At 43.4% G+C, this 25,453-nt stretch carries 21 protein-coding genes; 4 read left to right on the top strand and 17 right to left on the bottom strand.

All coding sequences use genetic code 11. The annotated features are described in order from the left end of the window. Positions 1–4 precede the first annotated feature (4 nt). The 7 genes from QNH28_RS21415 to QNH28_RS21445 all read right to left on the bottom strand — a co-directional run bounded on the left by QNH28_RS21415 (position 5) and on the right by QNH28_RS21445 (position 11,855). A complete protein-coding gene (locus QNH28_RS21415; RefSeq protein ID WP_283908452.1) occupies positions 5–877 on the bottom strand; it encodes a carbohydrate ABC transporter permease in 873 nt (290 codons plus the stop codon). 1 nt (position 878) lies between these two features. Beyond that, on the bottom strand, positions 879–1,799 hold the full coding sequence (locus QNH28_RS21420; protein ID WP_283908453.1) for a carbohydrate ABC transporter permease: 921 nt from the start codon (positions 1,797–1,799) through the stop codon (positions 879–881). A 117-nt stretch (positions 1,800–1,916) separates the two neighbouring features. After that, positions 1,917–3,245, bottom strand: a complete 1,329-nt coding sequence (locus QNH28_RS21425; RefSeq protein ID WP_283908454.1) for a response regulator transcription factor — start codon at positions 3,243–3,245, stop codon at positions 1,917–1,919. A gap of 19 nt (positions 3,246–3,264) precedes the next feature. Next, positions 3,265–5,058, bottom strand: a complete 1,794-nt coding sequence (locus QNH28_RS21430; protein WP_283908455.1) for a cache domain-containing sensor histidine kinase — start codon at positions 5,056–5,058, stop codon at positions 3,265–3,267. Positions 5,059–6,598: 1,540 nt separating this feature from the next. Continuing rightward, entirely contained in the window at positions 6,599–7,237 is a 639-nt protein-coding gene (gene pgmB / locus QNH28_RS21435; protein ID WP_283908456.1) for a beta-phosphoglucomutase, read from the bottom strand. Between the two features lie 32 nt (positions 7,238–7,269). Continuing rightward, positions 7,270–9,552, bottom strand: coding sequence for a glycosyl hydrolase family 65 domain-containing protein (locus tag QNH28_RS21440; RefSeq protein ID WP_283908457.1), 2,283 nt, complete (start codon positions 9,550–9,552; stop codon positions 7,270–7,272). Then, positions 9,549–11,855 carry a glycoside hydrolase family 65 protein gene (locus QNH28_RS21445; RefSeq protein WP_283908458.1) on the bottom strand — a complete coding sequence of 769 codons (2,307 nt, stop codon included), beginning with the start codon at positions 11,853–11,855 and terminating at the stop codon, positions 9,549–9,551. The genes QNH28_RS21440 and QNH28_RS21445 overlap by 4 nt, the downstream gene beginning before the upstream one ends. 418 nt (positions 11,856–12,273) lie before the next feature. Here QNH28_RS21445 and QNH28_RS21450 point away from each other — a divergent pair, with 418 nt between their 5' ends. After that, positions 12,274–12,999 (top strand): Crp/Fnr family transcriptional regulator, encoded by a 726-nt coding sequence (locus QNH28_RS21450; RefSeq protein WP_042129903.1) that lies wholly within the window; start codon positions 12,274–12,276, stop codon positions 12,997–12,999. Positions 13,000–13,173: 174 nt separating this feature from the next. Here QNH28_RS21450 and QNH28_RS21455 read toward each other — a convergent pair whose 3' ends face one another. The 9 genes from QNH28_RS21455 to QNH28_RS21495 form a co-directional block, all read right to left on the bottom strand. Continuing rightward, on the bottom strand, positions 13,174–13,965 hold the full coding sequence (locus QNH28_RS21455; protein ID WP_283908459.1) for a formate/nitrite transporter family protein: 792 nt from the start codon (positions 13,963–13,965) through the stop codon (positions 13,174–13,176). Positions 13,966–14,018: 53 nt separating this feature from the next. Then, positions 14,019–14,339 carry a nitrite reductase (NAD(P)H) small subunit gene (locus QNH28_RS21460; protein ID WP_481858333.1) on the bottom strand — a complete coding sequence of 107 codons (321 nt, stop codon included), beginning with the start codon at positions 14,337–14,339 and terminating at the stop codon, positions 14,019–14,021. A gap of 34 nt (positions 14,340–14,373) precedes the next feature. Then, a complete protein-coding gene (gene nirB, locus QNH28_RS21465) occupies positions 14,374–16,797 on the bottom strand; it encodes a nitrite reductase large subunit NirB (RefSeq protein ID WP_283908461.1) in 2,424 nt (807 codons plus the stop codon). Between the two features lie 218 nt (positions 16,798–17,015). Continuing rightward, complete coding sequence (locus QNH28_RS21470) at positions 17,016–17,726, bottom strand: hypothetical protein (RefSeq protein ID WP_283908462.1); 711 nt, start codon at positions 17,724–17,726, stop codon at positions 17,016–17,018. 254 nt (positions 17,727–17,980) lie between these two features. After that, positions 17,981–18,730, bottom strand: coding sequence for an iron-sulfur cluster repair di-iron protein (ric, locus tag QNH28_RS21475; RefSeq protein ID WP_283908463.1), 750 nt, complete (start codon positions 18,728–18,730; stop codon positions 17,981–17,983). A gap of 224 nt (positions 18,731–18,954) precedes the next feature. Next, positions 18,955–19,686 carry a hypothetical protein gene (locus QNH28_RS21480; protein WP_283908464.1) on the bottom strand — a complete coding sequence of 244 codons (732 nt, stop codon included), beginning with the start codon at positions 19,684–19,686 and terminating at the stop codon, positions 18,955–18,957. 250 nt (positions 19,687–19,936) lie between these two features. Beyond that, the gene (locus tag QNH28_RS21485; RefSeq protein WP_042129916.1) at positions 19,937–20,254 is read right to left on the bottom strand and encodes a winged helix-turn-helix transcriptional regulator; all 318 of its coding nucleotides are present in this window, start codon (positions 20,252–20,254) and stop codon (positions 19,937–19,939) included. 124 nt (positions 20,255–20,378) lie between these two features. After that, entirely contained in the window at positions 20,379–20,702 is a 324-nt protein-coding gene (locus QNH28_RS21490; protein ID WP_283908465.1) for a protein YxiS, read from the bottom strand. Between the two features lie 25 nt (positions 20,703–20,727). Next, a complete protein-coding gene (locus tag QNH28_RS21495; protein ID WP_283908466.1) occupies positions 20,728–21,663 on the bottom strand; it encodes a Gfo/Idh/MocA family protein in 936 nt (311 codons plus the stop codon). Between the two features lie 166 nt (positions 21,664–21,829). On the opposite strand from QNH28_RS21495, the gene QNH28_RS21500 reads away from it, so the two are divergent. Then, on the top strand, positions 21,830–22,450 hold the full coding sequence (locus QNH28_RS21500) for a TVP38/TMEM64 family protein (protein ID WP_283908467.1): 621 nt from the start codon (positions 21,830–21,832) through the stop codon (positions 22,448–22,450). Positions 22,451–22,549: 99 nt separating this feature from the next. Beyond that, a complete protein-coding gene (gene msrA / locus QNH28_RS21505; protein WP_283908468.1) occupies positions 22,550–23,536 on the top strand; it encodes a peptide-methionine (S)-S-oxide reductase MsrA in 987 nt (328 codons plus the stop codon). Between the two features lie 71 nt (positions 23,537–23,607). Here msrA and QNH28_RS21510 read toward each other — a convergent pair whose 3' ends face one another. Beyond that, a complete protein-coding gene (locus tag QNH28_RS21510) occupies positions 23,608–24,738 on the bottom strand; it encodes a DUF4349 domain-containing protein (protein ID WP_283908469.1) in 1,131 nt (376 codons plus the stop codon). 475 nt (positions 24,739–25,213) lie between these two features. Between QNH28_RS21510 and QNH28_RS21515 the strand changes: the two genes are divergently transcribed. Next, on the top strand, positions 25,214–25,366 hold the full coding sequence (locus QNH28_RS21515; protein ID WP_076120659.1) for a DUF1540 domain-containing protein: 153 nt from the start codon (positions 25,214–25,216) through the stop codon (positions 25,364–25,366). Positions 25,367–25,453 lie beyond the last annotated feature (87 nt).

The following is a 25,453-nucleotide window of genomic DNA, read 5'->3' on the forward strand; positions in this document are numbered from 1 at the left end:
TTGCTTACCCTTTCACTGCTGATAAAGCAACCCCACGCATAATGAATTTCTGGAAAATCAAGAAGACAATAATTGGAGGCAACGATACTATAAACAGGATTGCAAATTTAATATTAGTATTGAGTGCCTTCACATTAATAACGTATTTATAAATCGCTGTCGCAAGCGTATATTTCTCTTCACTATGCATAACTAGAGATGGCCAGAACCAGTCATTCCATGCGGTAGAAAAGATAAAGATCGCTAGTGTAGCAAAAATCGGAATCGATAGTGGCACGGCAATGGAGAAAAAGCTTCTCGGCTCAGAGGCCCCATCAATGCGTGCGGCTTCAAAGATTTCTGGATGAATCCCGTCAAAAAAGTTCTTTAACAATAAAAAGTAAAAGGTGTTCGCACCCGCTGGCAGCCAGAAAGCCGCATACTGATTCAGCAATCCGAGCTCCTTCAAATTGACAAAGTTCGGAATCATGTAGCTGGTAGCCGGAATAAACAATGTCATTAGAAAGAAGAAGTAAATCGCTCTTTTGTACGGAACATTCATACGGGAAATACTAAAAGCCGACATTCCCAATACGACTAGAGTCACAACCATATTCCCTAAAAAGATATAAATAGTGTTTCTAAGGAACATCGGCAGATCAATGTAATTCATAGCATCCTTAAGATTGCTGAAGTGCCATTCCTGAGGAAAAAAATGCGGTGGGAATGAATTCACCTCTTGATTCGACTTCAACCCGTTGAATAACGTCATACAAATCGGGTACAGCATGCTAAAAACCATAATCAAAATGACAATGCACATCAAGCCATAAATGATCTTATTACTTGTTTTTTTCAAGTCGTGTTCTGAAAGAATTCCTCTATCTGCGCTCTTCATCTTAATAGTCCTCCTTGTTAAGCTTGAACTGTAAAATGCCCAAACCACCTAGGACAATGAACATTAACATACCAAGCGCAGTAGCTGTTCCATAATCAAGTCTTGTAAATGCATATTTTACGATTAACAATGCGTAGGTAAGTGTAGTATTATTTGGTCCACCATCAAGCAGCGCCATCTGTGACTGATACCCTTGTGAAGTACCTATAATTTGTAGGATTAGCATCAAAAAGATTAAATTACGCAGTGAAGGCAATGTGATGTACTTTATACGTGCCCATATACCTGCTCCATCAATCTCGGCGGCTTCATACCAATCTCGTGGAATGCTGAGTACTGCAGCCAAGTATATTAGCATCCCTGATCCGAACTGCTGCCACGTCTCCATAAACACAAGGGAAATCATCGACCACCTTGTATCTGTCAAGAAGGCAACCTGGTCCACACCCATCGAGGTTAATAACGCATTGATCGGACCTACCGGATCATAAAGCCATCTCCACAGTCCATATAGAACCACACCAGGCATTACGAAAGGAAGGTAAGCCGCTACACGTACAAAGCCCCCAAACTTTCTAAGCTCTGAGATCATAATGGCAAAAGCAATCGGAACCCAGAATCCAATAATAAGACATAGAAACATGTAATACCCAGTGTTCTTTAATGCGGTCAAAACATCTGGATCACTAAGTGCTCTACTGTAGTTCTCAAAGCCTACAAAGCTGTTCCCTTTAACAAAATCAACATGGTAGAAGCTGTACAGTAAGCCTTTGAAAATTGGAACCCATAAGAACATAATAAAAATAATAACGGCAGGTACGAGGAACATATATCCCCAAAAGTTTTTCTTCCAGCGGTTTTGCTTGTACGGTGTTCCCTTCAGCGTCGCCGGGTTTTCGGTTACTACTGCGGTTTGATTCATCAGACTCCCTCATTCCATTGTTCTTTCAGCATTTTTCGCAAAATGCTTCCTACCTTAAATTGTAGGAAATGAGGGTTGTACTGAACATGTCTATATCTACCGAAGTAAGGAGTGTTTTTACTTCTTCAATTCGCTGGGACTAATCCCATAAAATTTTTTGAAAATTTTACTAAAATGCTCCGGCGATTCATAACCCACACGTTCTGCAATTTCGTATCTGCGAAGATCGGTATTCAAAATCATCTCCCGACTTTCTTCCATCCGGAGCTTGATTACATATTCCCACAGGTTATAACCTGTATTTTTCTTAAATAGGTAACTCAAATAATTGGGGCTAACATGATTCTTCTTAGCCACATCGTGAATCGTCAGTCCTTTTTGCGCATAGTTCTCGTCGATATATTCTTTCGCTTTTTGTACGATCAGATTGCTATGGGTATGAAGCTCTTCTACAGATGGATCACTCGTGTAACTGTTCCAGTTGAAATCCCCATAATAAAACACATAATGGTCACTGTGCGCATTGTTCCAGAGAATTGCATTGGAGGCCTGACGGTTCAAAACGGCCATAAACGAAAGCCCCTTTAAAATCTGGCTGATGCCAATGACCACGTTCAGATGTAAATATTTATGGATATTAAAATGAAGACTACGGCCAAGAATATCTAGTCTATTGATTTGGCCGGCAGATGAATCCTCATAGCTTTTTTCATCCCATTGAATAATGATCGTAATTTCTCCATCCGGTGCATAAAAAGCTATCGAATTCCACTCCTGATCCATTAATTCTTTGGCAATGTTCAGCGCAGCATAATAAAGCAGCCGTCTGTCCCGCATAGTATACTGCTTCTCCTGGTTCACTCCAGACAGGGGTACCTTAAGTTTTAAGACGGAAAAATACGGCCCTTGCAGCTTCAGGTTATCCAGCTTCTGCAAGTTATCTGCTTCAGCTAGTACAACCCCAGGGTCAATGAGCAATTCGTTCAAGAGCTTGCTGTATTCCGGAAGCGGCTCTTCCAGTCGAAAACTTTCATTAATCCCAGACATGAAGACATCTAGTTCTGGAGAGGGCTTACCCATCTTAAGGAGCACATTTCGGACCGAATCCAAAAACTGCTCACTATTCAAAGGCTTAATTAAATAATCCTTAGCCCCGAGCCTAACGGCCATTTGAGCATATTGAAACGTCTCATGAGCAGAAATCACGATGGTCTGTACCCATGGTTTTGTCAATTTGGCATGCTGCATCAATTCAATGCCACTCATTGCACCCATCTGTATATCCGTAACGAGCAGATCAATTTCCTCCATACGGATACAGTCTAACGCTTCAAATCCGCTATTAGCTGTATAAATATTAGAAATATCGAGCCCGGATGAAGCTAATAAATTGCTAAGTCCTTTACAAATCAATGGTTCGTCATCTACTACCAATATATTGAACATATCTGTATGCTCCCCTTCCTTATTCCTGATTCTCTGATTTCGGAAGCTTAACCGTTACTAGCGTTCCGCCTTCTGTACGAGGAGTGTAGCTGATACCATAATCAGAGCCAAAATGTAAATGAATACGCTGGTTAATGTTGCGGATACCATAACCACTAGTGGGATTTGGGCTGTCATCATTTAATACAGCTTCAATGGCTTCGTAATCAACCGACTTATAGCCGTTATCTTCAATAGTGATCATAACGGTTTCGTCCTCACATACTGCAGTGATGGTGATCTCACCATCCTCGCCCATATTTTTAACCCCATGAATAATGGCATTTTCTATTAACGGCTGCAGTGTGATCTTAGGAATTAAATTGCTTTTCGTATCCGGATGAATATCCATTATTACTCGAAATACATAATCATATCGGTGCTGCTGCAGCTTGATATAAGCCGTTGCATGCTCCAGCTCTTCTTCAAGGCTTATTAGCTCCCTCCCCCGACTAAGACTAATCTTCATTAGTTTAGACAATTCCTTGATCATCTCGGCGGATTCGACATTTCCTTCTAAAGAGCTTTTCCAATAAATACTCTCTAGGGTGTTATAAAGCAAATGGGGGTTGATTTGTTGATATAGCAGTTGAAGCTGCGATTCCTTCTGTTTGAGCTCCATCTGGTATTTGTAGGTGATTAATCCGTTCAGCCTTCGGGCCATATCATAGGTAGAAGCAATCAGCACACTGACCTCATCGTTGCTCCCCCTCCGAGGCGTTTCTGGGACACGATTACCCGGCTCGTATTTGCGCACGAAAAAAGCCAGCTTTTGCAGAGGGGTCATTAATGAACGCCAGAAGTACGTAATCATAATTAATCCAAATACAGCATAAGCCACGGTGATATATTGAATAACACTTTTCATTTCATTCTGTTGCTGCAATAGCGCCTTTACTGGAACTTTGTAGACCAGCTTTTGTCCAAGCGCATGGTTATTGTTAACCACATAGATAAAATCAGAGGTAATCACATCCACTGTACCTTCCAAATCCTCAGCAACAACCGTCTCCGGCAATGTAATCATTTCTCCGGTATTATTCGTAGTGGAGGCGAGAACACGATTGTTCAAATCTGTTAAGTAAATTTCGCCGTCAGGCAAAGATATCGATTTGAGAGATTCTCCAATTTTAGAGTCCATTTTTGTGATGACCAAGACGCCAATGGTCTCTGCTTTTCTGGAAATGTTGTTCACAGCTCTCATATATGTAAGTGTCTTTAAATTCTCCGCTTGTGCGCTTAGCCTCTCCGTGAACTTCAGCGAGCCGCGCCCTTTCTTCTGCACAACCTCCTCAAACCAGTAAGGCTCTTCGGCTTTGGAAAAGAAATACACTCCCGCTTTCTTAACCTGTGGAAAATTGGGAGCAAAAAAGTAATAATCACTCGGATCGTATATATAGAGGGAGTAATAGATGCCGTCACCACGTTCAGCCCCCTGTGAGTAACTGACCAACAGCTTTTCTATCGTCTCATATCGTTTGACTCGCTCCAGAATGGTATCTGAACCGCTCATATTAATTTGCTGAATTAGAGGATTCTGAATCACGGTGGTAGTGATTTTATTTACTGTGTCGATATCCCGATTAATGATTGTAAAGTTTTGCTTGTTCAATTCCACATATGCATTCGTAACATGGCGCTTCAGTATTTGCTCCGCCTTCATATTCCCATATATGTTCAAAAAGAAAATGGGAGAAATCATGATTAGAAATAGCAGGATGAGCTGCTGCTTGACGTTCAGCTTTCGAATCAATCTAATCAGCCTAGACAACATTGAGTCACACCTCCGGGTTCAATAACTATATCAAAGTGATAAACGCTTACATATGTTCATTTTAAAGTTTTTTATGGTCATTTGTATGTAGTTTTTTTCTGTTGTGCGGATTATAAGAGCACGGTGATATAGACGTCACTGCGTGGAGTGTTTGGGCTTACGATCGCTGTTATCCTCAGATTTCCTGATTTTATACCGCTTGGCGGTAGAAATCCGAGGATAAAGGCGACCACTTCGTTTCTCCAGCTCCAAACCTCCACTCCGCAACTTCATCACCGGAATTCTTGAAAAACGAAAACAGAAAAAAGGGAGGGAGAGTGAAGGCCACTGCGTGAGGCTATGAGAGGCATTGTTCGCCTCTGTTTTACACTGCTGTGAGCTTCACATATGTTGAACTTTTGGATTACTCAATAAGCGATATTGCTGCTTGTTGTGCGCTCGCACTCTAGTAAAATCTCATCACGATGAGCCATCGGACTCAGATGCAGCTATTTGGTCTAATTTTGCTTTTTCGTCGATTTTTGGACTCCAGTGACGTTATTCGTACCAAACACATGCGAAATGAGGTGTTTTAGGGCACATAGCGACTTTGGAGTCCGATAGGCTCTCAAATGAGCGGAGGTATTGGTAATAACGACTATGAGGTCCGATTGACTGCCTGAGCTTTTAACTAACCTTCTGAATCGCTTTCTGAGCTACACCATACGTTGATCTATCGGACCCAAATGCAGCTATTTGGTCTATTTTCGGCTTTTACGGAGAGTTTCGGACTCCAGTGACGTTATTCATACCAAACACATGCGAAATGAGGTGTTTCAGGGCACATAGCGACTTTGGAGTCCGATAGGTTCTCAAATGAGCGAAATTATTGCTAATAACGACTATGAGGTCCGATTGACTGCCTGAGCTTTAACTAACCTTCTGAATCGCTTCCTGAGCTACACCATACGATGAACCATCGGACTCAGATTCAGCTATTGGGTCTATTTTCGGCTTTTACGGGGAGTTTCGGACTCCAGTGACGTTATTCGTGCCAAACACATGCGAAATGAGGTGTTTTAGGGCACATAGCGACTTTGGAGTCCGATAGGCTCTCAAATGAGCGGAGTTATTGCTAATAACGACTATGAGGTCCGATTGACTGCCTGAGCTTTTAACTAACCTTCTGAATCGCTTTCTGAGCTACACCATACGTTGATCTATCGGACCCAAATGCAGCTATTTGGTCTATTTTCGGCTTTTACGGGGAGTTTCGGACTCCAGTGACGTTATTCGTACCAAACACATGCGAAATGAGGTGTTTTAGGGCACATAGTGACTATGGAGTCCGATAGACTCTCAAATGAGCGGAGTTATTGCTAATAACGACTATGAGGTCCGATAGACTGCCTGAGCTTTCTGCCGAGCTTTTGGAGCTTTATGTCCTGCTAGCTTTCGATGCTGAATACACAGCGTGAGCGCAGGAATTTAAAGCAAAAAAAGACCGACCCTCAGTAGCATCAGCTACCTTGGAGTCGGTCCCATGTTTCTTTTTGATACCTTAGTCTGTCAGCAGCTCATACAATCCTTTTACAACCATATCGGCTTCCTTCAGCACTTCCGGCTTCCCTATACCTACTACCTTCATACCTGCAGCCTTACCTGCTTGAACGCCTGCCTCCGCATCCTCGAACACGACACATTCATCCGGCTGTAAGCCCAGCTCCTGACCAGCAATCAAGAATACCTCCGGGTCTGGCTTGGCAAGTGACACTTTGTTACCGTCAACAACGGCATCGAACAGATCCGTGATGTTCAGCTTATTCAAAATAAACTCTGCATTCTTACTAGCTGAACCTAACGCAATTCCAATCCCGCGCGTTCTCAGTCCAGTTAAGTATTCTTTGACTCCGGGAAGCAGTTCCGACTCCTCAAGCTTAGAGATGTACTCTACATATAGGCGATTTTTCTTCTCCGCCATCGCAAGCTTCTCCGCTTCTTCAAATTGTAAGCCGCCAATCTCCAGAAGAATATCGAGCGATCTCATTCGGCTCACACCCTTAAGGCGTTCGTTATCCTCCTCTGTAAATATAAAGCCTAGCTCGTCAGCAAGACTCGCCCAAGCCAAATAATGATATTTGGCCGTATCTACGATAACGCCGTCCAGATCGAAAATGGCGCCTTTCATATTTTGCAGCATGAATTTACTTCCTCTCCGTTGTTAATGAATGTCTATACTGTTGTTTCGGCCAAGATAAGCCGCAAGCTCTCACCTGCACCACAGGACTTTCCTTCTCTCCCTTGTACGGAGAACACCAGAGTCCCGTTGTAGTCGGCTGCTGTGGTAACTGTAACCTCATCCTTGCTAATCCGCAGCTTAAAGGTATCCCCCCGAAGCGTAACCGGAAGCTCAACAGACTGCCAATGTTTAGGCAGTGAAGGTTTGATATGGACAGTTCCCCCATCATAATCCAACCCAGCAAAACCAAGCACCGCAGCCATCCACGCACCACCATTCGCGGCTGGGTGGGTACCACCGATATATAAATCTCCTACATACTGCTTAGATTCTCCCGTAAGATCCACAGTAGCCGTGCGCATAAAATATGGATATCCCCAATCCGGCGAACCAATATCAGCAGCTACCAAAGCGTAGATACAAGGACTAAGACTTGACCCATGCTCGGTGCGCGGTTCGTAGAATTCCCAGTTCGCTTGTTTCACTTCCTTTGTAAAGGAATGTTTGAATAGATTTAACATCAACACGACGTCTGCTTGCTTCAGTATCGTTGTTGTTGTAGCTAGCCCATTACCGCCACCTAAATACTCATTTTTGTTAAGTACACGAGATTTCAATTCTGGCAGCTTAACATCTTCCAAGGTGAAGTAACGGTCGAATTGTTCGATAACAAGGCTGGCAGAGTCTGGCTGCGGAACATAGAAGCTATCCAGCATAGCTTTGAACTCTGTCAGAAACGGACCTTCACTAAACTCTGTAGACAGTTGGTTGTACACTTCCGGATACTTATCTTGCAGCAATTCTGCTGTGCGCAAGGCAATCTCCAGTGTCTCCTTAACCAGAGCATTCGTAAAAGCATTATTGTTCACACGCTCATGATATTCGTCTGGACCTGTTACATCTAGAATCTCGAAGCGTTCTTTTACTGAATTATAGTAAGCATAAGAGTAGAAGAACCGGGCACATTCCCAGATCACTTCCGCCCCTCCGCTAGTCAGCAGACTCTCGTCACCTGTAAATTGAACGTATTTCCATATCCCGTGTACAACATCCCCACTGATATGAACCTGCTTATCGCGGAAATAAGTCCGCATTGGTCGGCCAGTAAATACATCATTCACATTAAACAGAGTACAAGCATCGTCTCCTGTATCCTGACTTTCCCAGGCATAGAATGCTCCCAAAAAACCATATTCCGCAGCCTTACGGCGAGCTCCGTCCAAGGTATGAATTCGGTACATCATCAGGTTGCGAGCAACCTTAGGATCCGTATGCAGGAAGAAAGGCAGCATAAACATCTCTGTATCCCAGAATACGGCCCCTTTATAGACCTGACCCGATAATCCACGAGCCGGGATAGAAACCTTTTCCGAAACCGTAGGGGCAATAATTAACAGCTGATAAATACTGTATCTGAGAGCAAACTGGGCATCCTCGTCACCTTCGATAATGACATCGCTAAGTGCCCATCTCTCTTCCCATAGCTGGGAATGAGCCTTTAATAACTCGTCATATCCCAGCGTTTCAGCAGCCTGGACAGACTTTACTGCTTCTGACTCTGGTACACTGACATCAAGTCCAGTATATACCGAGACGTACTTAAACCATTCATAGGTCTCACCCGCACGCGCTTCAAAAGCAATCCGGCGAATACTAGTACTTTCATCCAGCTGCTGATCTCCGAAATTAAATACGGCTCTCTCCGCCACAACTACTGGAATATTCAATTCTCCACTAGTAGAGGAAGAGACTAGCACCTCACCTTGCGACTGTACCTTTTGACCGTAGAGATGGGGACCATTGATATCCCATACATCCACGTCAATTCCCGTTTCAATCACAATTTGGCAATCCTGAGTACTGTGAATAGAACACTTACTAACGAGCAGGTGAAGATTGTCCTGACTTACGAAACGATCTGCAGTAAATGTCAACATCCCACCATCAGATAGACTATAGCCAGTGGCCCGATGATGAATGGCACTACGAATATTCAGCTCCTGCACATGAGCGCTCGGTTCATGCTCTAGCACACTTAAGGGCTGACCGTTGCAGACAATCTTGGTCCATAATCCATTAGGGGCATTGACAGGCTCTCTCCACTTCTCTCCCGCTTTGTCATATAGACCAGCTAAAGTAACAGCAACCAGCTCACTTTTTCCGAATTCCTCCAGTGTACCGCGATATCCCATATAGCCATTGCCTAACATATATTTGTTCCCGTTCGTCGTCACAAGTTGCTTGTCAAAACAGCTATCTCTAACCGCCCAGCTCATCGAGTCAACATCCCTTCACCTAGCGGAAGCGTCGTCCCGGAAGCGTCCACTGTAATTGACTGCCCATACACTATAATATCAGTGCTACCCCCATGAATTGCGTTGAGCGTTACTGAAGTCTTGTTGACCAAAATACGTAGTAATACCCCTTCATACATAACTTGGAAGCTATACTCGTTCCAGCGCTCCGGCAATGAAGGTTGGAAGGACAAACGATCCCCATCTGAACGCATACCGCCAAAGCCATACACAATGTTCATCCAAGCGGCTGCAATCGAAGTCGTGTGCAGTCCTTCGCGTGTGTTACGGTTGTAATTGTCTAAATCCAGTCTTGTCGCAAATTCAAAGAACGAATAGGCTTCTTCTGGCTTGCCGATTTCGCTTGCCAGTATGGAGTGGATCGAAGGTGAAAGTGAAGACTCATGAATACATCTAGACTCGTAATATTCATAGTTAGCCAGCTTCTCTTCTTTAGAGAATTGTCCATTGTATAAGAACATAAACATGAGGACATCTGGTTGCTTAATCATGTCATAACGGTAGAGCCGATCATACGACCAGTTCGAGTAGAGCGGAAACTCTGTTACAGGAATGGAATGAATATCAATATGTGGCATATCGAAGAATCCATCATGCTCCTCAAATACTCCTGTCACTTCGTCAACCGGAATCTTCATATTGTCTGCTTTATTTTTCCAATCGTTAAGCTCTTCGTCACGGAGCCCCGTCTTTTCCGCAACCATTGCAAAAGCCTCAGGTGCCTGTTCTTTCATTTCACTCAGGGTATCCAGGGTGTATTCAAATGATTTTTGGGCCATCAGATTAATATAGCAGTTATTATTAACCATCAATTGGAACTCGTCAGGACCCATTACGCCAAAATAGCCATATTTCCCGCTCTGTTGACCCCATTGACCGCGTGTAGCATAGAATCTACTGATCTGGATCAGCATTTCAGCCCCTTTATTGTGCAGGAATTCTTTATCCCCAGTATTTTTGACATAATGCCAGATACCATAAGAAATAGCAGTTCCTACATGAAGCTGAAGATTCGAATGCTGCCAGAGATCACAGCTTTCTGTACCGTCTATAGTAGCAATAGGGTAACAAGCTCCCTCGCAATCAACATCTTTAGCACGTTGCATAGCCTGAGGTAACGTCTTATATCTAAAGTCCAGCAAGCTCCGAGCGGCCTTAGGATTATTGAACATATAGAATGGTAAGCAATACGACTCTGTATCCCAGAATGCCAAACCACGATAGACTTCTCCCGTTAACCCTTTAGCGCCGATGTTGAACCCTGGATGATCGCCATGATAAGTCTGATATAGCTGGAAAATGCAAAAACGAATGCCCTGCTGATTCTCAGGATCGCCCTCGATCCGAATATCACTTGTCTCCCAGATACCATTCCAATAAGCCGTCTGATCCGCGAATATTTGGGTTTCATTCAATTGGCCTGCCGTTTCAGCAAGCGCTAGCCCTTTGCTCCACAGTTCTTCAGCTGTATGTGCAGATTCACTATCTGAATAGTTGATAACCAGCTTTGTAAAATGGGCCGATTCTCCTTGCGCAAGCTCCAAAGTAAAGCTTTGCCCTATAAATTTATCATGTTCAGTTCGGGTAAGCTGAAGCGGCTGCGAAGATTGTAAAGTAAAGCTGGAGAATAGCTTGTTAGCTGTGTTCACTGTTCTCGCCATAATAGCAGTGGTAGCTCCTTGTTCTCCGCTGCGGAGACTACTCCACATACATTCGCCGCGTTCCTCATGAATAATGCTGAAATCAAGACCCGCACAAATGTCTACGCTGCCCGAAAAATTAAGTGGCTCAAATTCCACCCGCTGTAGCCCCAGATGAGACATCGTCATGCTGACTAAGCGTGTAAAGACAACTTTTAAGCTTTTTCCATCATTTAGGTGCCAGATCAGCTCCCGCCGGTAGGTTCCACTACGAAGATCAAGTTTACGTACATAATCCGATATTTTACTTTTTGCCAGATCCAGCTGTTCACCATTCACAGTGATCCGCGTATATAGCCAGTCCACCGCATTCACCATGTATCTCAGCGAGCGAATGATTCCTTTATAATGATTGCCAATGTCCAATTGTTCATTTAGCCCGTTGAAATAACTACCTTGCAGGGAATCTCCGGAGTAGCCTTCCTCAGCATACCCCCGCACACCCATATACTCATTTCCTAGTGAAAAAATAGATTCCGAGGTCCGATTTCGTTCTGGATCAAAGCCCTCTTCAATAATTGCCCAAGGATCTACCTTAAGATATTTGTCAGCCACTTTAGCCATGTATGATTTCCCCTTCTCCTGGTTTTTGCTCCATTCTCAGGATATCGTTCCATACCCGTTGCGCCAATGTCTGACCTTAATGAAGATGTGTGCGTTTATACGGAGTTGAAATCGAACCGATTTCTATATCATGAATTTTTGCAGTATAATATGTAGAATCTAATAAGAACCCAAAAAACAGCGACAGACCCATTATTTGAGAATAATGGATTGCCACTGCTGATATATAAAGAACATATACTTCTTACTCCTTTTTAGTTAAAAATCATATTACATCTAGCACTTTTGAAGTGAAAATAATCACAATGTTGAAAATTCGACACTTTTAAATGGTTTTTCTTACCCAAATTGAAGATTAAAGAGGTATAATTAATTTAAAATTTACTGAAAAACTGAGGGAATAAAGGGGATGTCGATTATGCTAAAAGAACATTACAATGTCATCGAAGCCCACGGAAATACAAACTGTTTCTCCGAACAGAATTTCAACAGACTTCTTGTTACTATGAAAGAGCGCGTTGTTCCAGAGGGTTCACATCTTTTCTGGGAAGGCGACTACTCGGATAAATTGTTTTATATCAAACGTGGACGTGTGAAATTAACTAAATCAACGGATGAAGGTAAAGAACTTATTCTTTATATGTACCAAGCTGGCGATATGGTAGGTCAAGCGGACCCATTCTTCAGCACCAAGCACAGCTTTACTGCAGAAGTGATTGAAGAAAGTGAAGTTGGCGTTATCGAGCAAAAGGATCTAGAAATTCTCATTTGCCAACATTGTGATTTTGCCATCGACTTTATGAAATGGATGGGCATTCATCACCGCCTAACTCAAACGAAATTCCGTGATCTGATGATGTATGGCAAACCAGGCGCACTTTGCTCCACTCTCATTCGACTTGGTAATACTTATGGTGAGAAGAGCAGCGATGGTGAGAATATCCTCATCAACAAAAAAATTACGCATACTGATCTGTCCAACATGATCGGCGCTACTCGTGAGAGTGTGAACCGGATGTTGAGCGACTTGCGTAAAAAAGACGCGGTTGAGTACGAGAACGGTATGATTGTCATCAAGGATCTTGGCATGCTGCAGGAAATTTGCCACTGCGAAATGTGCCCAAACGAGATCTGCCGCATCTAATTTCCGTTTATAATATACCCTCTATTCTCCTCAATGAAACACATATGACCCAATTATTCTGCACATTATAAAATAGAGTGGTCTAAGGCGCCTATCAAGGCGTCTTTTTTTATAGCATAAGATGAAAAAGAACTGATCCCGAATTGGGTCAGCTCTTTAATCATAAATATACTCTTAACGCTTGGTCTGAGTACCACGCACGGGAGAGATCATCCAGTAGGCCATACCGACGAATACGCCACCACCAATTATATTTCCTAACGTAACGGGTATCATATTGTGTATCCAGCCGGCAATTGTAACGGTGTCCGGGTGATTCGGGAGCAACACAGCAACACTCAGCAGCGTCATATTAGCCACACTGTGCTCATATCCACTCGCAATAAAGGCAAATAAACACCACCAGATTAGAACCAGCTTGGCAGTTTCCCTTTTGGCGCGTGAGGCCATCCATAGCGCTAGACAGACCAGCCAGTTACATAGAATCCCACGGAAAAATAGCTCTGAAAACGGAAGGCTCATTTTCTTGGCTGCAGCCGCAAAGATCAAATGCTCTGGGGGAGCCGCACTGAATAGTCCAGTTCCTCGAATCAAAAGTGCTAAAATCACTGCCCCTACCACATTCCCTACAAACACAAGCACCCAGTTCTTTACAGTATCCCAGATACTTGTTCTACCAGCTAGTGTACTAACCGTAAAGAACATATTATTTCCCGTAAACAGCTCTGAGCCTGCAAACACAACAAGAGTCAAGGCAATACCGAAGGATGCACCCATAATGAGGGGTTGGAAAGGCGATTTAGCAGCCGCTAGAGGCGCTCCCAGCGAGAAAATAAGGATAATCCCAATGCCTACATATGCCCCTGCCAAAAGGGCTGCTAGAAAATATCTTGGTAAACTTTCATTCATTTGGTCTCGCTTGCTGACTGCCGCCTCGACAATGTTCTCCACACTTTGAGTAAACATAATACTCCACCCCACCGTTTTTCTATTTCATCCTTTACTACAAGCTTCGGTGTCTACAAGCTCACTGTCACAATGTCTCCGACAAGGGAGACTGGATAAGTCACAATGATACCTTGATCCGGTGCCTGAACTTCACCCGTACGAAGATCTATTTTCCAATCATACAGTGGATCATAAAGAAAGTGACCCGAAACGATCCCTTCAGCAAGCGGCCCCCCTTTTGGATGAGGGCTCCGATTCTCCAGCGCATAGATCGCTCCGTCAGAGGTACGAAATACAGCCAGCTCCACATTTCCAGCCACAACTACCCGGCCAATCTGTAACAGGAAATCCTGTACAGTTCCTATCGTATATATCTGCGTTGCCATTTTCATTGTTCTGCTCCCTTCTGTATGCGTAATCTATCCGTTAGAGTCTTGTTTCCTCAAAAAGTGCAGCACGAGTACTGTTGTCATTCAGCATTTTTTTCCAAGGATCAGTGACCTGAGTTAGGGCAAAATCAATCCGCGCCGCAAGCTCTTTACGGTTCTCTTCATTGTTCAGAATGACCGTTTGAATCTGCTCAAGTCCCATACGCTCCACCCACTCGGAGGTTCGCTCCAAGTAATTTCCGGTCTCGCGGTAGTATTGCATCACAGCCGAACACACTTCGATTAACTCTTCATCGGTCTTCACCTTGCAGAAGGCGTCCGCGATCCTCGGCTTGATACCGCCATTACCACCGATAAATACTTCCCAGCCACCATCGTTGCCGACGATACCGATATCCTTCGTGCAAGATTCTGCACAGTTACGAGGACAACCGTTAACAGCCATTTTAAACTTTGCTGGAAAATCAAGCCGCTCATACTTACGTTCCATAAGAGCGCCCATTCCCATCGAATCTTGTGTGCCAAAGCGGCAGAACTGGGAGCCCACACAAGTCTTAACCGTACGCAGGGATTTGGCATAACCGTAGCCTGAAGGCATATCCAGCTCTTCCCATACCTTAGGTAAATCTTCCTTCTTCACACCGATTAGATCCAGGCGCTGCCCTCCAGTTACCTTCACAACTTTCACATCATATTTAAGGGAGACATCGGCGATTTTCTTCAAATCCTCTGGTGTTGTTACCCCACCATACATGCGTGGTATCACGGTGTAGGTTCCATCCTTTTGAATATTGGCCCCCATTCTTTCATTTACAAATCGGGATTCTTTCTCATCTTGATGGGTATCAGGGTTCATCATCCCTAGATAATAGTTAATCGCCGGACGACACTTAGAGCAGCCTTCCTCTTGTTTCCAACCGAGTACATTCATGACCTCTTTTGTTGTTTTAAGATCTTTAGCTGTGATTTCAGCAACAATTTCATCACGGCTAAGCGTTGTGCACCCACAAATACCTTGCTTAGCAGCTTGCTGGAAACTGTCACCTAAGACAAATTGCAGGATTTGTTCTACTACGGGTTTACAACCACCACAAGAGCGAGTAGCGCCAGTGCATGCTTTGATCTCATCCACAGTAGTAAAACCATGTTCAGTGACAGCATCTACGATCGCTTTTTTAGTTACACCATTACAGCCGCAGACAATTTCTTCGTCCGCCATTGCTTCTACGGATGTGCCCTTCTTCGCTCCTACACCGCAGCAGCCTGCTCCCATAACCTCCGTATAAATCTCATCGGTCATTACCGCGCCTTGTTTTACTAACTTTTGCAGATTCGCGGACTCCGTCACATCACCGAACAAGACCGCACCGACAATCACATTATTTTTGAGCAAAATTTTCTTATAAGTTCTCTTCCATTCATCTTTGCTTGAGATTACAGTGTGTTCAGGAGAATCCAAAAACTCACCTGCAGAAAATACATCCACCCCAGATATTTTAAGCTTCGTGGAAACAATCGAACCTTCATAAGGCTTGGTATCACTACCACATAAATGTTTAGCTAAAACCATGCCTTGTTCAAATAGTGGAGCCACCAGTCCGTAACACATACCGCGATGCTCGGCACATTCACCGATGGAATATACATTCTGCATGGAAGTTTGCAAATAATCATCCACCACGATCCCACGATTTACAGAGATTCCGCTTTCTTTTGCCAATGTCACGTTCGGTTTGATTCCAACAGCCATTACCACAAAATCTGCAGCAAGCGTACTGTCATCACTAAAACGCAATCCACTTACTCTCTGTTCCCCGCTCAATTCTACCGTTTGTTTGCCCATAGCAAATTTCACGCCTTGACGCTCAAGCTCAGCTTGCAGCATCGAGGAGGCATTCCGATCAAGCTGACGCTCCATCAGATCTTCCATCAAATGAACTACAGTAACATCCATACCAAGGTTCACAAGACCTTTTGCCGCTTCCAACCCAAGTAAACCTCCGCCGATAACAGCTGCTTTGCGGTATTGTTTGGCAGCTACCAGCATCGCATCACAGTCTGAAATATCCCGGAATCCTACAACGCCCTCTTTATCACTGCCAGGCACAGGTAAAATGAACGAATTCGAGCCTGTCGCAATAATTACTTTGTCGTAGGGGACTATCATCCCATTATCCGTAACAACTTGCTTCGAGCCTTCATCAATTCGTATCACCGTTGTTCCCGTGTGTAGAGCTATATTATTGTCTTCATACCAATTCCAGTCGTTTAGGATGATATCATTAAGGGTCTTACTTCCTTCAAGAACATAAGACAACATAATCCGATTGTAATTGGGATGAGGTTCACTTCCAAAAACCGTGATGTCATAAGCTCCACCCAGCTTCAATATCTGCTCAATCGTACCTATGCCTGCCATACCGTTGCCGACTAATACTAGTTTTTCTCTTATCGTTGTCATGGTTAGGTGCCTCCTCAAGCTTATGAATACCTGATCAATCTCTCTTCTACATATTGGAATTATACGGTTCAAATTCAGGTCGTCATTGTGATTGCAGTCACTTTAATTGTGAATATTTTCACACTTTAATGTACTGATAATTGTTAGATATCTTTTCCACATAAAAAGCCAGATCAACGATTCTGAACAACCGTTGATCTGGCTTAATGTACGATTTTTTAGCGTAAAGTCAATAAAATCTCCAATTCATCTTGAGCCCTGAGCTTCATATCCATTCCATCATCGAGCAATTGCTTTCCGTTCACCTTCAACTTCCATTCTTCATTACTAAGAGGGGTATAATCGTTGACGGAAAGCACCTTTTTATTGTCATCGGCCAACTGTACCCTACTACAGCTTTTGAGCAAATCTCTTACAGTTGAATCCTCTTTAAATAACATAATATGCGTATGATGCAAGTCTACTTCTACACTTCCACCGTTCAAAGTCAGCCTTACAGTTTGAAGTGGTGCTTGATGGTCCTTCGACTTCGCAGTGAAGACTAGCTGTGAATCATACCCTACAGTATTATTCCAATCCGCATTCCCAATGATTTGGCCACCCATCTGAAGCTCCCAAACCATCCCCGACTCTAGCGAAAAATCCTTTACCGAAAGAATGCTTGAATTATCTTCAGCAAATGTGGCAATATTACTACCTTTCAGTAGCTCCATGATCGATATTCCATTTCTATAACTCCCACTAAGTGACCTATCCGCTGGTTTGGTAAGCAGTTCATGATCTCCAACCCTTATCGATATTGTCGGTCCCTCTGATCCTGCCGCACCATTATTAGCATTACTATTGCCGTCATTGTTAGTAGAGCATCCACCTATTATGAATACGATGACTAATCCTAGCATCAATTTCCACAAAGATCTTATGGGCATCCTGGCACCGCCTTGTCCCGCCTAATGACCATATAGCGTCTTAGGCTTGTAAAGTTATGTATACTGTCTTTTTAAGAATAACTTAAACAAGCCTTGTTCTCAAATAAGTAATCTTTATCCCCTCTTTTTGCTGATTCGCCGTCATCTCATAGTCATTTCTTCACCTTTTCAATGGAGTTTGACCACATTTCTTTACATTCTATAATTCCCTATAAAAAAAGCCCCCTAAGGGACTCTTTAGAACTCTATAAGCTTTACTGAAACCTAGGGAACAATATATTATTTTCCAGATGTACATGCTCAAAAGTCATACTCTCCAGCTCTTCCAGCCGGGCATATGTCAATCGATAGGTTGTGCAAGCATGCGCCGGTGGAGTGAAATCATCTGTAATGCTACGTATTTTTCTCAAAACATCGCCTGCACCATCATGTTCGCTCTCCAGCTCAGACAATGACACGCGGAGTGCTGTCAGACCTCCTTCACTAGGATTAGCAGTGTATGTCAACAGCTTAGGAAACTCATCTTTTTCTTCTTTAGCCGTATGCTCAAGCAAATCTTCCTTAAGTGTGTTGAACAAATTATATAACTCCACCAAATGGGGGGAATCCCCGCCATGCACTCGATACACCTTAGTTACATTTTGGCTAATGAGGGGTAGCTCTTCACGCAGATAACGGTGATGTTTGTTTATGATATGGTCAATTAACTCTTCTGAAGGTGCGGTATTCCAAGCGATTTCCTCCTGGGGGACCGGATATTCTTCGAACAGCTTGTTAAGATCACTGATGATTATCTCTTGATCCAGTCCACGCTCAGTAGCTGCTTCAGCAAGAGGCTTAGCTCCACCGCAACAGAAATCAATCCGTTTTGCTTTAAAATAATCTGCCGCTTTAGGGAACTCCAATACAATATCCCTCACCAGTGCTTCTGGGGTAAACCCAGCCTGTACCGATTGTGCTTGCTTCGAATCCGAAATTCTATCATTAAGTTGTTTGGTTTCCATTATAGCTCCTCCTTGGGTTATGGGATTAGGTTCTGAATAAATCTTATCCACCTGTTCACCTTAACTCTGAAAGGAACTCTGACTTGTGATTGTACGCACGGAAATTGTATCTTATTTTTGAACGAAATTGAGAAAGGAATACAGTATCAGGATAGATATACGTGCAAAAATAAACGCAAAAAAGCACCTTTACCTACAAAGGTGCTTTTATCATTCAACTCTCTTTATTGCACATAAGCCTGCATATAGGTCCGCTGTCCCTTCGAATCCTTTAAATAAGGTCCCAAACCGGCAAATCGGGAGTGATCCATATAGACACCGGTCATCCATCTGCCTTCCTTCAAGCCGCCATTCCATTTGAGGACAAGATCAGGTGCTGAAATCCATTCCTGAAAGACACGTATATTCTGGTCTTTGTATTCTTTACATGGCTTAGACCGCTCAATCAGGTGAAAATCGTTAAGATAAGTTGGAACGAAATAAGAGGATATCGTATGCAAATCATCATCGTCAAAAAAAGGCTCGTCACCTAAAAACGGTTTGAATAATACGGTATTCTCGTACATGGACCAAATTAAAGCTTGAAGTACCATACTCTGGCGAATGCCGTTATGAAACTTATATTGTCGCCCATGATTCGCCGCATTTTCATCTTGAAGAGGTTCCGTAGACTCCAGACAGTGCCGTTCACAGCCGATACATTTCCAGCCCGTCGGACTTTGAATCCATTTTTGGAAAATAGTTCCGCTATCATTGTTCCCTTTGTAGAGTGAAGAGATAATGCTGTAAGGCACGCCAATCCATGCATCCCATAAGGAATCAGGAAGATGGCTATGCAGCATGAACAACGTCTTGTCATAGATGAGCTGTACCTTGATAGAAGCGTTCTCTAGCTCAGCAACATCCTTTTTTCCATACGTTATTTCCCGGGAAAACAGGGTCGTCTTCGTCTTCATCTCCCTCGCCTCCTAATAGTTTTGCTATGCCTGTACTCCAGCTGAGTAGATTTGAGCAAAAACCAATACGCGAGCGCTTCCATTTAAGGATCATACAATGTTTTTCTATTATATTACAATTATTTTTAAACTGTGCAAGTTTTTTTCAAGCATAAAGGATTGGAACAAAGCTGTCACTGTCTAATATTTAGAAATTGAAAAGCCCCTTTTCCACCATTCCGGAAAAAGGGCCACAACATTACTGTGATTTTTAGTCTACCCAGCTCTCAGCCCAAGACTGAATCTGCTGCATAACAGGCTGCAACGCACGGCCTTTGTCTGTTAATTCGTACTCAATACGTACGGGTGTTTCTGGGTATACATGTCTAACGAGGATACCCTCACCTTCCAAATCCTTCATCCGCTCGGACAGCATCTTATCGCTCATTGAAGGAATGAGGCCGGAGATATCTTTAAACCGCTTCGGTCCACTCATCAATGTCTGAATAATAAGTCCATTCCAACGTTTGCCTAAGAAAGAGAAGGCTGTCTCAAATCTGGGACACATCGCAAATTGATGTTCTTCCATTGTTCTCACCTCTCACTAGCGAAACTTACTATTAGTTAGTATATATAATATTAACACATTTTAACCATGATGAACATCGTTTACCGAAAAAAGTTCATCTGACTCTATTATTATATCCCCAATGTCAATCCCCCACAGGTCCTTTAGATCCCCTTTGAGCAATCGCTTCAGTTACGATTTGTGCCAAGTCATCATTTCCAAATAAAGAAAGTACACCTAGAACGGTGTCATCGGAAATGTCCCCCGCTTCCTCCGCAGAAACCGTGAGGGTAAGCGCATGACGCAAGGCTTCATTCCCTTCCTGCTGCGGATAAGCCTGCAAGTATAGAGCATGTGGATCGAGTCCATTATTTACACACCACTGAGCGAATACAAGAATCATCATCTCTTCTTCGCGCTTATAGCTTTCGATGATCTGTTCCTCCACTAATTTACGGTTATCCTCCATATATTCTTCTCCTTTCTCAGAGACCTCATTCAGTAAGCTGTGCCGCCAGCATATGACTAGGCAGTACCGCTGAAGCAGCAATGCTGCATTTCTCCGGTGTATTTATGTTGCTTAGAAAATCGTTCACCACTCCACTAAAACCTCTTCTATCCAGCACAGTATCCCAGCTTCCAAAGCTTTGAATATGCGGTAAGGCATCCTTTTCATAAAGAATGGCCTTGTCCAGATCCACTACTTCCACCGATCTGCCATTTCCGTGCAGCTCAAGCTTCTCCAGATTCACTCCAGCTTGACGAACCATGCTGTACATCCCTACTGCGCTATGATTCCAGCCCAACATTCCAGATGCCTGTAGTAGACGACCTTCTCCACTAGAGTGAAGATGACTACGAAGCAGTTCATAATGATCTCCGCACAACCACAACAGCAGGTCAAGCAGATGGATCAGATCATCATGCACGGTTTCGCGGGTGCTGCCTGTTTGTAGCTTCGTTCGATGTTTAATCGCATTACAATGGCTAATTCCACCGACTTCCTCAAGCCATTGCTTGGCGGTGACATACATAGGGGCAAAACGTCGATTAAAGCCCACTCCTAGTAAAAGCCCTTTATCTTGTGCTAGCTCCGCCATCCTTCTGGACTCTTCAAGATCATAGGAAAGTGGCTTATCTACATATACCGAAATCCCACGTTCGAGACATTTTGTTACTATATCATAATGAGTAGTCGTTGGGCTATGTACAAATACTGCATCCAGATCCCAAGAAAATAGTTCTTCCAAATTCGTTGTCCCTTTAGGAAAACGGTAGGTATGAACGGCTTGCTCCACCGTTGTCGGTGAATGACTAAGAACACCAACTACCTCTGCATGATCATGCTGAGAGAGCAGTGGCAAATATACTTTGCGGGCGATATTGCCGATTCCTACTATGGCGACTCTTTTACGTTCAGGTGCAATCACTGATCTTTCCCCCTCTTATACACTTCAATAACTCGTACTTTTCTCTTTGTTCTCTACAAATGCTATTATACCTGCTTCTCATTCTCTGACAATTGATCTTTACTTCAATATTTATTCTTTATCCCGTATGATGAGATGAATGAATGGAAGAAGGGGCATATTATCTATGAAGAAATGGTTCTCGATTATTCTTTATGTTTCGGGTACAATCCTTGCGTTTATCTACAGATATGACATCCTAAGCTGGATGAAAGAGGATCATAATCTTTTCAGTTCTATAGGGATCGCAACTTTACTTGCTTTGTTTCCAGTTGTTCCTTATAAAGCTGTCATCGGATTCTTCGGTTATGCATACGGAAGTTTAGCGGGTGCCTTGATTTGCTGGCTAGCTACAAATTTGGCTGCCGCAATCCTTTTTGGCGTTGTGAAGTACTTATTTCAAAACCAAGCGAGAGCTTATTTAGCCTCTATTCCCGCACTCGAAAAGTTCACAGTAGGCATTGAGCGGCGACCTTTCGCTTCGATTGTCCTAGCACGACTCGTGCCTATCATTCCCCAAACAGCGGTTAACATCTACGCTGGAGCTGCTGGTCTGCCTTTTTGGAGCTATATTGCAGCTTCCGGCATAGGAAAAATACCGGGGATTGCATTATACGCTTTCCTCGGGGATCATCTGTTCCAGGACCCTGTAAGTACGATTATTGCCATCATCGCCTATGTCGCTGTGCTAATTATCGCTGGACTAAGCTTGCGTCCGCGCTCTCAAGAAGCGAAGAATAGCCGATAGCGAAAGAACTTATCGATTACAAACTGGCAGGCAGTTAGTATTTGCTTTATAATTAAATTGTGATCTATTTAATTGCATTATGTGAATGGAGGGATATCAATGAGTGAACATCAGACTAACCATATAAGTACCAAGACAGAAAAAGCAACCTTTGCAGGTGGATGCTTCTGGTGCATGGTCTCGCCGTTCGAAGAATTGCCAGGTATCATTAGTGTCGTCTCTGGCTATACCGGCGGTCATACAGTGAACCCAACCTATGAAGAGGTTTGTTCTGAAACGACAGGACATGTTGAAGCTGTACAAATTACGTTCAACCCAGATATTTTCCCTTATAGTAAGTTACTTGAGCTGTTCTGGCAGCAAATTGACCCTACCGACGCAGGTGGACAATTCCATGATCGCGGGACTTCTTACGGAACAGCAATCTTTACCCATTCGGAGGAACAAAAAGAACAAGCAGAAGCTTCCAAGGCAGCTCTGCAAGCAAGCGGTCGGTTCTCTAGTCCGATCGTAACCCCGATTCTCCCGGCAGCCACCTTCTATCCTGCCGAAGAATATCATCAAGGTTACCATCATAAGAATCCAGGCCACTACAAACGGTATCGCAAAGGTTCTGGCCGAGAGGATTTTATCGAAACCCACTGGACACATAAAGAGGACAAACAAAGTTTGAAAGAACGTTTAACCCCTCTTCAATATGAAGTCACTCAGAACAGTGCAACAGAATCTCCTTTCCGGAATGATTTTTGGGATCACCATGGAGATGGTATTTATGTAGACATCGTATCTGGCGAACCGTTATTCAGCTCGCAGGATAAATACGATTCCGGTTGCGGCTGGCCAAGCTTCACTCGTCCGATCCGGGACTACGCTGTGAAGGAAAAGACGGATCTCAGCCATTTGATGGTTCGGACAGAAGTGCGCAGCAAAGTAGCGGATTCCCATCTAGGGCATGTCTTCGACGATGGTCCCGGAGAAAACGGCCTGCGCTATTGCATAAATTCAGCGGCGCTACGTTTTATTCCGAAAGAGGATTTAGAGAAGGAAGGCTATGGGGAGTATCGCGTACTCTTTCAGCCTGCCTAAATATCAATCCTAAACACACAAAGAAACGGTTGTCGTCCTTTTAGGATGACAACCGTTTTTCTTTATTAGGGCTATTCTTTCTTTGAGTCCTCTGAGTCCTCACTTACCTTTAGATCTTCTTCTGAAATTTCCTTCTTAGGCTCTGTTGCTGCAGGGATGACTTGCTCACTGTTCATTTCTTTATTTCGCTGACGAATCCGCTGGGCCTGCTGCTCCCGACGCTCGCGTATATTTTTACGGGAAACTAATACAATAGCTAAAATAATGGCAGCCCCGATAAGTATCGGTAACGCTCCTGCAAGGATAACGACAATCCACTGAAACATCACAGATAATGCATTTAAGCTTCCATTTAGAGCATCTGAAGCACGTTCCAGTAACGGCCCTTGCTCCTCCTTCTCCTTCACAGCAATGCTTTCATCTGTCTGATACACTCTCAGTTCTACCGTAGAGAAGGATACATTCTGATTGATATAACGCATTCTGCCTTTAATCTGCTCAATGCTTTCCTGAATCGAACCAAGCTCGTTCGCGAAGGCGACCAGATCAGTGGATTTCGTTGCTTTTTTCATAAATTCTGTATATTGTGCTTCCATTAGCTGCTTTGCTTTCAAACGCGACTCCAGATCAACATACTCTTCAGAGACATCCTGACCTTGAATGCTGCGCTGTAGAGATTCGTGTTTTACTTGTTCCAATTTATTCAGAAAAGGTGAGAACCCAGAGGCAGGCACCTTAAGGATAAACGTTCCACCTTGCTCGTACTGCGACATGTTTTCATTAAATTCAATAATATATCCATTAGCCATAGTTACTAAATTACGTATTTCAGTCTGTGCTTTTCCATAGTCTTCTACTTCCATATTAAGATTCGCTTTATAGATTAGCTTCTTGTTCAAACCTGCTACTACATCACTACCAGTAAATCCTGCACTTGCTTGAACTGTATTTTCTGATGTGGAACCCTTTACAGCCAAGTTCTCGCTGCCACCTGCTTCTATCTCAGGCGCTGCCGCGGTACTTTGATCCGCAGATGAGGCTATCGAGTTTTGCGATTGTACCTCTGCTGCTGCCTCATTACTCATACTACCATTTTGTTTTGCCGAACTATCTGCCGCTGAATTCCTATCCGCTGAGCCACAACCCGCCAAGATTACCGCAAGAATTAATAAACATAAGTAATGCAGACCCCATTTGCGCATTCTCATTCCTCCAAAAAATGTAGTAGATACCGCTTGCACGGATCATAATATCGTTACGGAATGTCTTGTTCTAAGCAGATCTCTTCCGTCACTCTTTATTATGACGTTCCAAAACTTGGAAGGTTGCACTGAAAAATGGAATTGTTGAACAATTTCTTTAGAATTTTTAAGCATTTTGTTGAATGACATAAACGCCATCTGGTAGAGAGATGTCTAATAATCAATAGGGACATTTTCAATTATATTTTTATAAAGATTTGCATAATTATATAACATTTCTGTTATTGGATAACCCGTTTGCTTACATGCGCTTTATTTGGTACAATTACGACGTCTAGCCACACAGAAAACACCAAATACCCTCTATTCATAATGAATGAGGGCGCGGCACGGTTCTGTTCGGACAAGCTCCACCTTGCTGAACAGAGAATTTTTTAATGATGCTGTCTATCACTATAAGGGGAGGTGAACCCTCATGGCAAAAGACGTAATTTGCGAAGTTAACTCCTGCACCCACTGGGCAGAAGAGAACAAATGCAGTGCTGATTCTATCTTTGTAGCTTTCCACAGCTCCCAAGAACCTACACGTGCAGAAGAAACAGATTGCAAGACTTTCGAAAGTAAATAAGGTGATGATTTGAAGGGACCCTCCACGGTTCCTTCTTTTCTTTTCTCATTCTATCAAGAATGAGAATTATTATCAAGTGGCTGAAAT

It is taken from the genome of Paenibacillus sp. G2S3 (assembly GCF_030123105.1).
Lineage (GTDB): Bacteria > Bacillota > Bacilli > Paenibacillales > Paenibacillaceae > Paenibacillus_AQ.